Genomic DNA, 12,971 nt, shown 5'->3' with positions numbered 1-12,971 from the left:
ACGTACTATTAATTAGGTGTTTAATTATTTTCTATTTGCAGATGGAAAGGCTACAGCTTGAACTTCTTTTATATTTAAAATCTTAAAAAACACTGTTTTTTTTCCTTTTTTATAACTAAGAATAGCTTCATTATCTTTTAAATCAAAAGGGAATTTCTCTAAATTAGGTGGTGTATTTTGAAATTCTTTAGCAGGATCTGCATCTAATATGATATCGTTCTTTTGTTTTTTTGATGTTGAAAAATGACCAATTAATTGTAATTTATCGTCTAATTGTATCACCTCTACTTTGGTGATTTTATTTTGAAAATATAAAGAATCAAAATTAATGGATGCAGCATTTTTTAAATGAATTTCTAACTTAGTGCCAGTAACTCCTGGTTGCCCACCAACCCAATTATTATAAACTGCTTGTTCTACTTTAAATGACGGATTTTTAACAAACTTATTACTTCCACATTGAGAAAAACTTACTATAATAGTTAAGATTGATAAAATTTTCATAATTTTCATTTTCTGAGGTTTCTATAAATTATTTCAAATGCTATGCCAAGATAAAATAAAATCCACTCAATTGAGCGGATTTTATTCTTTTCAAATCAAAATTATTCTTATTGTTTACTTCCTAACAACAACAATTCATTCACCAAAATCTCTGTAACATATCTTTTTTCACCTTCTTTAGTATCATAAGATCTATTGGTTAATTTTCCTTCTACAGCAATTTCCTGTCCTTTATTTACATAGTTTTCTACCACAGTAACCAAGCCGCCTTTAATAATAATGTTGTGCCAATAAGCACGTTCTACTTTGTTGCCATCTTTGTCTTTGTAACTGTCATCTGTTGCCATAGAAAATTTTGCCATTTTGTTCCCATCTTTAAAGGTTACTATTTCTGGTTCTTGACCTAATCTACCAATTAACTGTACTTTGTTTCTTAACGTATTCATAAGATAAGTTTTTTAAACACTTTTATTTGAAGTGTAATTTATAATTTGTTTTTGTCAATTTGTTTGACACTGCAAAGTTGCGACACAACCCTAGTTTTATTCGGTTACAAAACAATTACTTTCGGTTGTAATTATTTGTAGTCGTTTGTAAACGGATAATTTAATGTATCTTTACAAAATGGAAACAAGAGAATGTTTAGAATGTAAAGAACCCGTAAAAGGTAGAGTAGATAAGAAATTCTGTTCAGATTATTGTAGAAACGCACATAATAATAGCGTACATAAAGACAGTAAAAATCTCATTAGAAACATTAATAATCGACTTCGAAAAAATTATAAAATTTTATCTGAATTAAATGTTTCTGGTAAAATGAAAGTAACAAGAACCAAATTATATGACAAAGGTTTCGATTTTCAGTTCTTTACCTCCATCTATAAAACAAAAACGGGGAACACTTATTTCTATATTTATAATGAAGGATATTTAGCTTTAGAAAATGATACTTTTTTATTAATTCGGAAAGAAAAATAATTATTTCCAGGTATTTCCCTCTACTTTCATCGCAGCTTTTAAAACATCTTTCTGACTTAATTGTCCTATTAACTTTCCGTTTTCTACAACAGGAAATCTTCTTCTATGAGACGAAATAAACTTAAATGCAGCATCAAAAATATTCATATTTTTGTCAATGGTATCCACACCTCTAACCATGTATTTTCCTACAGTATTATTTGTATCCGAAGGCATGTTGTAATATTTACTTTCAGAAATATGTTTGATACAATCGGTTTCAGAAATAATACCAACCAATTCATTTTTATCATTTACAACCGGTCCTCCAGAGATCTTATGCGTAATTAACTGCTCTATTACATGATCTAAAGAATCTTCCTCTTTAAAAGTAATTAAGTTTATAGTCATATAATCTGACACTAAAATCTGTGCTTCGTCCTTTTCTTGATTGGTTTCTCTTTTTCCTTGAAAACTCTTAATTCCCATAATAATAGTAGTTTAGTTCGAATGAAAGTTAGCAAATTTTCTGACACTTATTACTTTTGATCAAAGTTTTTTTTATTTCATACATTTATAGAAATAAATTTTTCTCATGAAAAGATTCTCTACCATAATTTCTGTACTCATAATGTTAGGAGTAATTTATTGGAGTTTTGCCGATTTAAAGCCGTCTTTACCTTCCAATAAAACAATCTTAGGAACAGATTTCTCTATAGATAACGCCCTTCATCATCTAAAAGAAATTAGTAAAGAAGCGCATTTTGTAGGCTCTGAAGAACATAAAAAAGTTCAGCATTATATTGTTACTGAATTGCAAAAAATGGGATTTGAAACAGAAATTCAAACACAAACAGCCATCAATAAAAAATGGTTTGCAGCAACTACAGCAGAAAATATAATTGCAAAACTAAAAGGTACAAGTTCAGAGAAAGCATTAATGCTACTAACGCATTATGATTCGAATCCGCATTCTTCTCTGGGCGCAAGTGATGCTGGTTCTGGTGTTGTTACTATTTTAGAAGGTTTAAGGGCTTATTTAGCAAAGAAAGAAACACCTAAAAACGATATTATTATTCTAATTTCTGATGCTGAAGAATTAGGTTTATTAGGCGCGCAGGCATTTGTAGACAACCATCCTTGGACCAAAGATATTGGTTTGGTTTTAAATTTTGAAGCTCGTGGAAGCGGTGGCCCAAGTTATATGTTGATGGAAACCAATGGAAAAAACAGCAAATTACTCTCGGAATTTTTAGCAACTAAACCCAACTTTCCTGCAGCAAATTCTTTGATGTATTCTATCTATAAAAAATTACCAAATGATACCGATTTGACTGTTTTTAGAGAAAAATCTGATATCAATGGCTTTAATTTTGCCTTTATTGGCGATCATTTCGATTATCATACGGCACAAGATTCTTATGAACGTTTAGACAGAGAAACACTTTTACATCAAGCAGATTATTTTACAACTTCTTTAAATTATTTTTCAAATTCAGATTTAACAAACTTAAATTCAGAGGAAGATTTTGTGTATGTAAATTTTCCGTTTGTAAAATTAGCAACCTTTCCTTTTTCTTGGGTTTTTCCAATGGCTATTATTTGTACAATCATTTTTATCATCTTATTATTTTTCGGATTTACTTCAAATAAAATTGATGCAAAAGGAATTTTCAAAGGTTTCATTCCGTTTTTAGTTTCATTGGTTTTGTGTGGCGGTATTTCATTCGGATTGTGGCAGTTATTGTTACTAATTCACCCACATTATAATGACATTTTACATGGTTTCACCTACAATGGCTACCAATATATTGCTGCATTTGTATTTTTGAATTTGTGGTTGCTTTTTACTATTTACAGACGCACAGCTAAAGAAGAGAAAACGACCAATTTATTAATTGCACCAATCTTCTTTTGGCTCGTTATTAATTTTATAATTAGTAGCTTTTTAAAAGGTGCTGGCTTTTTTATAATTCCGGTTATTTGTGCGCTTTTAATTTTAGCAGTGGCTATTTTCTTGAATTTAGAAGACAAATCAAAACGAATTTTATTCACTTTTTTATCGATTCCAACCATTTATATTTTTGCGCCATTGGTAAAAATGTTTCCGGTGGGTTTGGGGTTAAAAATTCTATTTGTTAGTGCTATTTTTATTGTGTTGGTTTTTGGGTTGATGGTGCTCTCCTTTCATCAAAAAAAATCTTTTTGGACACAAAAATGGGCGGGATTTTTAGCGCTTTTATTTTTAGGAATTGCAACCTATAATAGCGGGTTTTCTATTGACAATAAGAAACCAAACAGTATGGTTTATGTTGAAAATTTTGATACTAAAACTGCTTATTATGGAACCTATAACACAACATTAGATAGTTATACAGCACAAGTTTTTAATGGTGATTTCACAAAAGGAGGTCTTGAAAATGCAGAAACAAAAAGCAAATACAATACTCGTTTTAAATATTCTAAAAAAACAGCTTTTAAGAACATACCAACGTCGGAAATTAATATCGAATTAGATACTTTAATTGGTGAAAAACGTTTTTTAGAATTGATTGTTTCTCCGAAAAGAAAAATTAATAAGTTAGAGTTTATCACAAAAAATAAATTGACTTTACAACAGTTTAAAGTAAATGATGTGTTGGTAAACGATGGAAAAAAATATCGTTTAGAAAGCGGCACTTTTCTAGTATATCATTTAGGAAATAACGACAAAGAGGTAACACTTTCTTTTACTGTGGATGTTGGGCAAGAATTAGAACTTATTTTAAATGAAATTTCTTACAATCTACTTTCTAATAAAAACTTTCATCTAAAACCAAGATCAGAGGAAATGATGCCAATGCCTTTTGTTACTAATGATGCCATTATGACTTCTAAAAAACTGAAGTTATAATAATTGAATAAAAAAATTACGTGGTAGCTACAAGTAACAAAAGCGTATTAACTAGTCTAGCCCTGATTGAAACGGCATCCTTTTTACCTTTTTCGGTAAAAAGATATAGTGGAAAGCAGGAAATAGCTTCTAATAACAAAAAGTATTACCATTAAATTTAAAGCATAAAAAAAGCATTCTAGAAAATTAGAATGCTTTTTAAAATTGTATTAAGTAGTATTTTAGTCTATTTCAGAAACTCTTAGTGTATTTACCATACCCTTTGCTTCAACTGGCATAGAGGTAAGATTAATCATTAAATCTCCTTCTTTAACATATCCTTTTTCCTTAGAAAGTCTGTTAATGTCTACAACTGTATCATCTGTGCTTAAGTTCTTATCGTAATAAAAAGCAGTTACACCCCAAAGTAAGTTTAATTTTCCTAAAATTCTTCTTTCAGATGAGAATGCTAATATTTTAGATTGTGGTCTCCAAGCAGATATTTGAAACGCTGTATACCCACTATTTGTTAAGGTAGAAATTGCAGTTGCATCGATATCATTTGCCATTAAAGCGGCATGATGACAAACAGCTTTTGTAATGAATCTATTGGTTCTAATATGAGGTGCATCTAACGGCACTTTAATCATTCTAGAGTTTTCTACAGCTTTAATAATCTCTGCCATTTTTTGAATTACTCTAATAGGGTGTTTCCCTACAGAAGTTTCACCAGAAAGCATTACGGCATCTGCACCGTCCATAATAGAATTGGCAACATCATTAACCTCTGCTCTTGTTGGTACAGCATTGTCAATCATTGTTTCCATCATTTGCGTTGCAATAATTACAGGAATTCTTGCTCTTTTTGCACGTCTTACTAATTTCTTCTGAATTAATGGAACGTCTTGCATCGGAATTTCTACACCTAAATCTCCACGAGCAACCATTAAACCATCACAATAAGGAATTAAAGAATCTATATTTTCTACAGCTTCTGGCTTTTCTATTTTTGCAATTACAGGAACTCTATAATCTGAATGCTCATCTATAAGATCACGTAACATTCTTAAATCTTCTGGCGTTCTTACAAAAGAAAGTGCCATCCAATCTACATTTAAGCTCAATGCAAAAATTGCATCTTCTTTATCTTTTTTAGTTAATGCTGGTAAAGAAATTGCTGTATTTGGTAAGTTTACTCCTTTTTTAGAATTTAAAGGACCCCCAACAATTGTTTTTACAACTACTTCTTTGTCTTTGTCTGTAGAAACTACTTCAAAAAGTAATTTCCCATCATCTACCATAATTTTCTCTCCAACTTTTACGTCTTTAGGAAAACGCTGATACGTCATAAATGCTTTTTTATTAGTACCAATACATTTTTCTGTGGTAAAAGTAAAAAGGTCTCCGTCATTTAAAACAACACCTTCCTCCATTACACCAACACGTAATTTTGGTCCTTGTAAATCTGCTAAAATGGCAACATTATAACCATTTTCTTCGTTAATTTCTCTAATTGTTTTTACAGTCTTCTTAACATTTTCATATTCTGCATGTGAGAAATTAATTCTAAAAACATTTACACCTTCTTTGGCTAAATTTGTTAAAATTTCTTTTGAATCTGTTGCCGGACCTAAGGTTGCAACTATCTTGGTTTTTTTATAATCTGTCATATTAAAATATTAAAAAGTCTTTAGACTTTAATGTGTTTTTATCTATTGAATAAGAGGTAATAATCTGTTCAATATTTTTAATTTTACTTACTGCGCTTTCAACATAATCTGCAGCGACTTCCCCAGAAATTTTAATAAAAAAATCTACTTTTTTCTTTTCTGGAATTAAGTATGTTCTTGTTTCTGTTGTTAACAGCAATCCGTTTGATTCTGTTAGGTTTTCTCTTTTAGAACTATTGGCTATTAAAAACCAATCAAAGTCGTATTTTTTACTAGAGAAATTAAAGATAGAAAATGATGCGCTATCTTTATCGTTCTCAAATTCTAAATTTTTTTGAGATTTAGAAAAGTGTGTGTTTAAATTTTTATTAAGTAAATACGCTAGCTTGTAGTCTTCTAAAGCTGTATGAATACCTATTAAAGAATATTCTTCTTCAGAAAAATCATCTAAACCTAAAGCATGAATTTGCATACGTTGTAAATTTACTCTTAGTTTTTTAATCTTGCTAAATTACTAATAGTTTACGAGTATTCTAAGTTATTTTAACGAAAACGTTATCGCTTTAATCTAAAGAAATTTGATTTTGGAAAGCGAAATACACTCTTTTTGAAGCTTGTTCTTCTGCTTTTTTCTTAGAAGTAGCTCTTCCTTTGGCTATTTGCTCGCCATCGATACTTATCTTAACACTAAAATGCTTTATAGGGTCATTGCCAGAATCTTCATACGTATCAAAAGTATATTTTTTCTTTTGTTTTTGGCACCACTCTATAATTAAGCCTTTGTAACTTGTAATTTTACCTTCTAGTTTTTCTATATCTACGTAAGGTACAATTACATTCTTGTAAATAAATTTCTGACAAAAATTATATCCTTTGTCTAAATAAATAGCACCTACTAAAGCCTCAAAAATATTACCATGAATATTGTCGCCAACACTGCCTTGGTCTATGTTACTTTTTACAAACCGAATTAGGTCTAAGTCTTTTCCTAATTCATTTAAATGTTCTCTACTTACAATTTTAGAGCGCATTTGCGTTAAATACCCTTCTGTACCTGTAGGAACTTTTTTATATAAATATGCAGCAATTACAGAACCTAAAATAGAATCTCCTAAAAACTCTAAACGTTCGTAATTAATAGGAATTCCCTTTCGATCTAACATTTGAATAGATCTGTGAGTAAACGCCTTTTTATATTTATTTATTTTTCTTGGAGAAAAATTAAGTAATTTTTTTAATTCGTTATGAAATTCTGCATCCTCTTTAGAATGAGACTGAACTATTTTACGAATAAAATTCATATACTACTCATCTAATTTCTTAAAAGCTACACATGCATTATGCCCTCCAAAACCAAAAGTATTACTCATTGCAACCTTAATATCTCTCTTTTGAGGCTTATTTAGGGTTAAATTTAACTCTGGGTTAATTTTCTCATCAATATGTTGATGGTTAATTGTAGGCGGTACAATACCGTGTTCCATTGCTAAAATAGAAGCAATAGACTCTATAGCACCAGCAGCACCTAATAAGTGGCCAGTCATAGATTTTGTAGAATTGATGTTAATATTCTTAGCATGATCTCCAAAAACAGCTGAAATTGCTTTCAATTCTGCAACGTCTCCAAGCGGAGTAGAAGTACCATGTGTATTAATATGATCTACATCTTCTGGTTTAATACCAGAATTTTCTAAACAGTTTTTCATCACAGCAATTACACCAATTCCTTCTGGATGTGGTGCAGTAATGTGATACGCATCAGAAGACATTCCTCCTCCAATTACCTCTGCATAGATTTTTGCACCTCTTGCTTTGGCGTATTCGTACTCTTCTAAAACGAGTGCTCCTGCGCCTTCTCCTAAAACAAAACCTTCCCTAGTTGCATCAAATGGTCTCGAAGCAGTTTCTGGTGTATCGTTTCTAGATGATAATGCTTGCATAGAACTAAAACCTCCAACACCCGCAATTGTAATTGCAGCCTCAGAACCTCCTGTAACAATAACGTCACAATATCCTAAACGAATATAGTTAAGTGCATCTATCATAGCATTTGCTGAGGATGCACAAGCAGAAACCGTTGTATAATTTGGCCCCATAAATCCGTTTTTAATAGAAATATGACCTGGTGCAATATCTGCAATCATTTTTGGAATGAAGAAAGGGTTAAACCTCGGACTTCCATCACCAGCAGCGTAGTCTAAAACCTCATTTTGAAAAGTTTCTAAACCACCAATTCCGGCTCCCCAAATAACACCAACACGCAACTTATTTATCGTGTCTAAATCTAATTTAGAATCTGCAATTGCTTCATCTGAAGCAACCATTGCATATTGCGTAAATCGATCCATTTTACGGGCATCCTTACGATTTATAAAATCGGTAGCGTTAAAGTTCTTCAACTCACATGCGAAACGAGTTTTGAACTTGGAGGCATCAAAATGCGTTATAGGCGCAGCTCCGCTAACTCCGTTAACTAAAGCGTTCCAATATTCTTCAATATTATTTCCTATGGGCGTTAATGCTCCAAGTCCAGTGACTACAACTCGTTTTAATTGCATATAATATAAATATTACTTTTTAGCTTCTTCTATATAACTTACTGCTTGACCTACAGTTCCAATATTTTCTGCTTGATCATCTGGAATTTGGATATCAAATTCTTTTTCGAATTCCATGATTAACTCAACAGTATCTAAAGAATCTGCTCCTAAATCATTTGTGAAGCTAGCTTCTGTTGTTACTTCGTTATCGTCAACGCCTAATTTGTCTACGATAATCGCTTTTACTCTTGATGCAATGTCTGACATAATTTTTTATTTTAAATTTTAAATCTGGGCAAAAATACAATTCTTATTAATTATAACTAATTTTTGTCCGTAAAATGATCATTAAAAGTAAAGAAAATAATTTAATCTTTACCTAAAAGAATCACTTTGTTAATAATTATTCCTTTTTTTGTAGCTTAGAAAGATAGATATGAAGCGTATTGTTATTTTTGCATCTGGTTCTGGATCGAACGCAGAGAATATTATTAAGTTTTTTAATCACACTAAGACCGCTACCGTTACTAACGTATTATGTAACAATGAACATGCCAAAGTATTTGACAGATGTAAGAGGCTAGAAATAAACTGCTTACACTTTAATAAAGATGATTTTTCTGCTACAAATAAAATTTTAAACCTCTTAAAAAATGAAGCAGATTATGTAATTTTAGCTGGTTTTTTATGGCGAATTCCGCAGAAAATTGTTGCTGCTTTTCCGAATAAAATCATTAATATTCACCCTGCATTATTGCCAAAATATGGCGGAAAAGGAATGTACGGAATGCACGTTCATATTGCCGTAAAAGAAAATAATGAAAGCGAAACTGGCATTACAATTCACTACGTAAATGAAAATTATGACGAAGGAGCCATTATTTTTCAAGCAAAAACGCAATTAAATGAACAAGATACCCCAGAAACGATCGCAGAAAAGATTCATTTATTAGAACAACGCTACTTTCCGAAGGTAATAGAAGAAGTAATTTTAAGTACAAATGAGTAAAAAAAAGTTTTATGTAGTCTGGAATGGACGAAAAAAAGGAGTTTTTACTTCTTGGAAAGTCTGTAAGAAACAAATTGATGGTTTTGAAGGTGCACAATACAAATCTTTTGCAGATTTAAGTGAAGCTGAAACTGCAGCTACTAAAAAATATGAAGATTATGTAGGTAAGAATACTAAAAAACCAACGTTGTCTTCTTCTGAAAAAGCAAAATGTGGCCAACCAAATTTAGAAAGTATCTCTGTAGATGCTGCCTGTGCTGGTAATCCTGGGAAAATGGAATACAGAGGTGTGCTAACGCACAACAAGCAAGAAATTTTTAGAAAAGGCCCTTATAAAAAAGGTACGAATAATATTGGTGAATTTTTAGCTTTGGTACATGGTATTGCTCTTTTAAAAAGTAAAAACAAAGAAAACATTCCTATTTATTCGGATTCTAGAATTGCCATGAGCTGGATAAAACAAAAAAGGTGTAAAACCAATATGCATTTCGATGCTTCTAATAAAGAGCTATTAGAGCTCATAAAAAGAGCAGAAAATTGGCTGAAAGAAAATACTTTTAAAAACCCCATTTTAAAATGGGAAACCAAAGCTTGGGGAGAAATACCTGCAGATTTTGGAAGGAAGTAAAAGCCCATCCCAACCTTACCAAAGAGAAAGAGCTCAAATCTTTATGGAAATTATAATTTTTATTAATTAACTGTAGTTTTTGGTTTACTAATAACTAAAAACTGAAGACTGAAACTACAAATTATACCCAATAGAAAACATAAATATTCTAGGTAAAATAAATGTTCTACTGTCTGAAACTAGATAATCTGAAAAGCGATTGCTTTGTTTAAATTGTGCATTGAACATATTTTGTGCAGTAATTTTATAAGACCAAGCACTATCTTCTTTTTTATAAGACAAGGTTGCATTTGCTATTTCATAAGTGTTTTTCTGACCTAAATCTTTATTTTCGTAAATACTCTTTTTGTAATCAAAATTGAAAATAAAGCCCTCTAAAAAATCATAATCTACAGTTACAAAAGGTTCTGTTGTTATAAATTTAGAAGTATTGTTACTAGAAATAAAACGTCCAATATCTCTACTTACTCCAAGTTCTATTGTTGGAAAATTATCGAACATCGTTTCGAAACCAACTTCATAATTATAACTATTATTTTTATTGGTTTGAATGTTACTATCTATTTCTTGTATGTAACTAGCGTTATTAAAACCAACATCAAATTTATATTTTATGCTTTTTATACTTTTTTCTAAATGCACAGTTCCTCTTAAATCTTCCGACGGATTGCTAAATAATTTCGCTGTTAAAAATTGATTAATTCTTTGAGATGCATCTGTATTATTAACATCAAAAGCAACTGTATTTCTAACACCTTGTATTTGTTTGTTGTAATTTAAGTTCACAAATAGCATTAAACCTCTGTATAAACTAAATCTGCTATAATAAATTCTTGCATTGTGGTATAAGCTATTTTCTAAATCTTCATTTCCTTTAAAAACAGAGTTGTAAGACTGTAAATAAAACCTGTTTGCAAATCTACTAGCATCAGAAAAAGAAGTTTTTAAATTGTAATTTATAGTAATTTTCTTAGATTTATTAGACTCAATTTTTGCTGAAAAATCTGGTAAAACCACCCATTTGTTTTTCGTGGTTTGGATTTGTTGGTTTACTTTCCAATTGTAATTGTGTAAAAAAGCGCCTTGTTTAAAAGTGAAAATACCCGTTCTAAACTTGTAATGAATTCCTGCAAACAAATCATTCAATTTAAAATTTACATCGTTGCCAAAACCACCTGAAGAAAAATTGTTGTTATTGCCATTGTCTAATTGCTGAAAATCGTTTGTAAAAAAATCTTCATTTAAAAACTTATTACCAGCTGTAGTATAAATATGGTTGCTATTATTTAACTCCCAAAAATACTTAAAAACAGCATCTATATTTTGTTCTTTGGTGTTTTTTTCTTGTAAAATTCTTAATAAATTCTGATTATTATCCGCAGGAATTAAACCTTGTAAAATTGGGTTTTTCGTTTCCCAAAAAGAGTTGTTGTTGTTTTTATCATAAATATAATTTACAATTGAAGAAAACGTATGCTTATCATTTTGTCTTTTATGCCATTCTATATTTTGGTTGATGTATGTTGCTGTTAAATTTCTATCTGTAGTAATTGTATTAGAAGTAGCATTTACCAAAGAAGTTAAACGATTGACATTTGCATTATTCGTTCTTTTTACTTGTGTTCTTACATACCATTTTTCTTGAGAATTTGGTGTATATTCTATATTCAAATTACCAATACCTAACAAGTTATCTGCATTGGTTTTATTGGTTCTTTCTTCTGTAAACGTATTATACTCATTAAAATCTTCTACAAAACTACTCGTATTTGTATTTGAAAAGATAGCAAAACCAGCAATATCTAATTTAGAAGTCGCTGTTTTAGAAATGTTTAATGCTCCAAATTTTTGTTTACTTACCAAAACATCATTGCTTTCCATAAATTGTGAAAAAGCACCACCTTTCCAATCAAAATTACCACTAAAAATGGCATTAACACCACCAGAGAAACTCATGTAATCTCGAAATGTAAATGTCTTTTCGCCAAGATTATTAATATTCCCAATAAAATTCACGTTTATTTTAGGTGCATAATAGAATAAATTTGTACTCGTTTTGTAAAAATCTTCGTTACCTTTCCCTACTTCAACATCACCAAAAACAAAGCGTTTTTTATCTTCTTTTAATTTGATGTTCATTGCCATTTCATCAGAATCTGTTAATCCCTTTAAAAATGAAACTTCGTTGTAATTGTCTATTACTTCTACATTCCCAACGGCATCTGCAGGAATGTTTTCTACGGCAAGTTTCGAATTTCCACCAAAAAACTTTTTACCATCTACCAGCATTTGGGTTACTTTTTTACCTTGTACAGTAACTCTACCATTTTTATCTACCTCAACACCTGGTAATTTTTTTAACACATTTTTTAATTTTCGCTCAGAACCATCAATAAATTTATCGGTTTTATAAGTAGTGGTATCGCCTCTAACCGTTACAGGCATTTCTATTACAATTTCATCTAAACTTTCTGAAGATTGTTGCAATACAAAATCTTTTTTGGTGTTTTTAAGCGTAATAAATTGATAATCTATGGGTTTGTACCCCAAATAAGAAATACTTATGTTAATCGTGTCTCCTTTTGCCAATTGCAAACGATAAAAACCCTCGTTGTCTGTAATGGCAAATTGCAAATTTTTAGAGACATCTTTGGGTTTTGCAATTACATTTGCATAGGGCATTGGGTTTTGTAAACTATCTTTTACAAAACCTGTTAAGGTTACTTTTTGGGAATAACTAAAACTTGAAATTGCAAATACTAAAATAATTAGGAGTTTCTTTTTCATAAAT

Annotated in this window: 13 protein-coding genes; 4 read left to right on the top strand and 9 right to left on the bottom strand. The window is 30.5% G+C overall.

What is annotated here, in order from left to right; all coding sequences use genetic code 11:
- Positions 1-24: 24 nt before the first annotated feature.
- Together ES045_RS02505 and ES045_RS02500 are read right to left on the bottom strand one after the other, a co-directional pair.
- Positions 25-504 carry a hypothetical protein gene (locus ES045_RS02505; RefSeq protein ID WP_223267158.1) on the bottom strand — a complete coding sequence of 160 codons (480 nt, stop codon included), beginning with the start codon at positions 502-504 and terminating at the stop codon, positions 25-27.
- A 107-nt stretch (positions 505-611) separates the two neighbouring features.
- On the bottom strand, positions 612-950 hold the full coding sequence (locus ES045_RS02500) for a single-stranded DNA-binding protein (protein ID WP_147111828.1): 339 nt from the start codon (positions 948-950) through the stop codon (positions 612-614).
- Between the two features lie 178 nt (positions 951-1,128).
- Between ES045_RS02500 and ES045_RS02495 the strand changes: the two genes are divergently transcribed.
- Positions 1,129-1,482 (top strand): hypothetical protein, encoded by a 354-nt coding sequence (locus ES045_RS02495; protein WP_147111825.1) that lies wholly within the window; start codon positions 1,129-1,131, stop codon positions 1,480-1,482.
- On the opposite strand, the gene ES045_RS02490 is transcribed toward ES045_RS02495, so the two are convergent.
- A complete protein-coding gene (locus ES045_RS02490; RefSeq protein WP_147111822.1) occupies positions 1,483-1,950 on the bottom strand; it encodes a CBS domain-containing protein in 468 nt (155 codons plus the stop codon).
- 106 nt (positions 1,951-2,056) lie between these two features.
- Here ES045_RS02490 and ES045_RS02485 point away from each other — a divergent pair, with 106 nt between their 5' ends.
- The gene (locus ES045_RS02485; protein WP_147111819.1) at positions 2,057-4,354 is read left to right on the top strand and encodes a M28 family peptidase; all 2,298 of its coding nucleotides are present in this window, start codon (positions 2,057-2,059) and stop codon (positions 4,352-4,354) included.
- 221 nt (positions 4,355-4,575) lie between these two features.
- On the opposite strand, the gene pyk is transcribed toward ES045_RS02485, so the two are convergent.
- The 5 genes from pyk to ES045_RS02460 all read right to left on the bottom strand — a co-directional run bounded on the left by pyk (position 4,576) and on the right by ES045_RS02460 (position 8,810).
- Positions 4,576-6,003, bottom strand: a complete 1,428-nt coding sequence (gene pyk / locus ES045_RS02480) for a pyruvate kinase (protein WP_147111816.1) — start codon at positions 6,001-6,003, stop codon at positions 4,576-4,578.
- Between the two features lies 1 nt (position 6,004).
- Positions 6,005-6,475, bottom strand: a complete 471-nt coding sequence (locus ES045_RS02475) for an IPExxxVDY family protein (protein ID WP_147111814.1) — start codon at positions 6,473-6,475, stop codon at positions 6,005-6,007.
- Positions 6,476-6,566: 91 nt separating this feature from the next.
- Positions 6,567-7,304 carry a ribonuclease III gene (gene rnc, locus ES045_RS02470; RefSeq protein WP_147111811.1) on the bottom strand — a complete coding sequence of 246 codons (738 nt, stop codon included), beginning with the start codon at positions 7,302-7,304 and terminating at the stop codon, positions 6,567-6,569.
- A 3-nt stretch (positions 7,305-7,307) separates the two neighbouring features.
- On the bottom strand, positions 7,308-8,561 hold the full coding sequence (gene fabF, locus ES045_RS02465) for a beta-ketoacyl-ACP synthase II (protein ID WP_147111808.1): 1,254 nt from the start codon (positions 8,559-8,561) through the stop codon (positions 7,308-7,310).
- A gap of 12 nt (positions 8,562-8,573) precedes the next feature.
- Complete coding sequence (locus tag ES045_RS02460) at positions 8,574-8,810, bottom strand: acyl carrier protein (protein ID WP_004569249.1); 237 nt, start codon at positions 8,808-8,810, stop codon at positions 8,574-8,576.
- A 169-nt stretch (positions 8,811-8,979) separates the two neighbouring features.
- Here ES045_RS02460 and ES045_RS02455 point away from each other — a divergent pair, with 169 nt between their 5' ends.
- Positions 8,980-9,552: a phosphoribosylglycinamide formyltransferase gene (locus tag ES045_RS02455; protein WP_147111805.1), complete on the top strand. Its 573-nt coding sequence runs from the start codon at positions 8,980-8,982 to the stop codon at positions 9,550-9,552.
- A complete protein-coding gene (locus ES045_RS02450) occupies positions 9,545-10,180 on the top strand; it encodes a viroplasmin family protein (protein WP_147111800.1) in 636 nt (211 codons plus the stop codon). The genes ES045_RS02455 and ES045_RS02450 overlap by 8 nt, the downstream gene beginning before the upstream one ends.
- Positions 10,181-10,294: 114 nt before the next feature.
- Here the strand turns inward: ES045_RS02450 and ES045_RS02445 are convergent, their stop codons facing one another.
- On the bottom strand, positions 10,295-12,967 hold the full coding sequence (locus tag ES045_RS02445) for a carboxypeptidase-like regulatory domain-containing protein (protein WP_147111797.1): 2,673 nt from the start codon (positions 12,965-12,967) through the stop codon (positions 10,295-10,297).
- Between the last annotated feature and the right edge of the window lie 4 nt (positions 12,968-12,971).

It is taken from the genome of Polaribacter sp. IC073, assembly GCF_007997075.1.
In the GTDB taxonomy this organism is placed as follows: Bacteria; Bacteroidota; Bacteroidia; order Flavobacteriales; family Flavobacteriaceae; genus Polaribacter.
The sequence above is the reverse complement of the archived record's forward strand: the minus strand, read 5'-3'. Positions and strand labels throughout refer to the sequence as shown.

Bases quoted from the DNA above. Each gene is read 5' to 3' on its own strand.
- ES045_RS02505 (WP_223267158.1), bottom strand. From the start codon at position 504: ATGAAAATTTTATCAATCTTAACTATTATAGTAAGTTTTTCTCAATGT.
- ES045_RS02500 (WP_147111828.1), bottom strand. From the start codon at position 950: ATGAATACGTTAAGAAACAAAGTACAGTTAATTGGTAGATTAGGTCAA.
- ES045_RS02495 (WP_147111825.1), top strand. From the start codon at position 1,129: ATGGAAACAAGAGAATGTTTAGAATGTAAAGAACCCGTAAAAGGTAGA.
- ES045_RS02490 (WP_147111822.1), bottom strand. From the start codon at position 1,950: ATGGGAATTAAGAGTTTTCAAGGAAAAAGAGAAACCAATCAAGAAAAG.
- ES045_RS02485 (WP_147111819.1), top strand. From the start codon at position 2,057: ATGAAAAGATTCTCTACCATAATTTCTGTACTCATAATGTTAGGAGTA.
- pyk (WP_147111816.1), bottom strand. From the start codon at position 6,003: ATGACAGATTATAAAAAAACCAAGATAGTTGCAACCTTAGGTCCGGCA.
- ES045_RS02475 (WP_147111814.1), bottom strand. From the start codon at position 6,475: ATGCAAATTCATGCTTTAGGTTTAGATGATTTTTCTGAAGAAGAATAT.
- rnc (WP_147111811.1), bottom strand. From the start codon at position 7,304: ATGAATTTTATTCGTAAAATAGTTCAGTCTCATTCTAAAGAGGATGCA.
- fabF (WP_147111808.1), bottom strand. From the start codon at position 8,561: ATGCAATTAAAACGAGTTGTAGTCACTGGACTTGGAGCATTAACGCCC.
- ES045_RS02460 (WP_004569249.1), bottom strand. From the start codon at position 8,810: ATGTCAGACATTGCATCAAGAGTAAAAGCGATTATCGTAGACAAATTA.
- ES045_RS02455 (WP_147111805.1), top strand. From the start codon at position 8,980: ATGAAGCGTATTGTTATTTTTGCATCTGGTTCTGGATCGAACGCAGAG.
- ES045_RS02450 (WP_147111800.1), top strand. From the start codon at position 9,545: ATGAGTAAAAAAAAGTTTTATGTAGTCTGGAATGGACGAAAAAAAGGA.
- ES045_RS02445 (WP_147111797.1), bottom strand. From the start codon at position 12,967: ATGAAAAAGAAACTCCTAATTATTTTAGTATTTGCAATTTCAAGTTTT.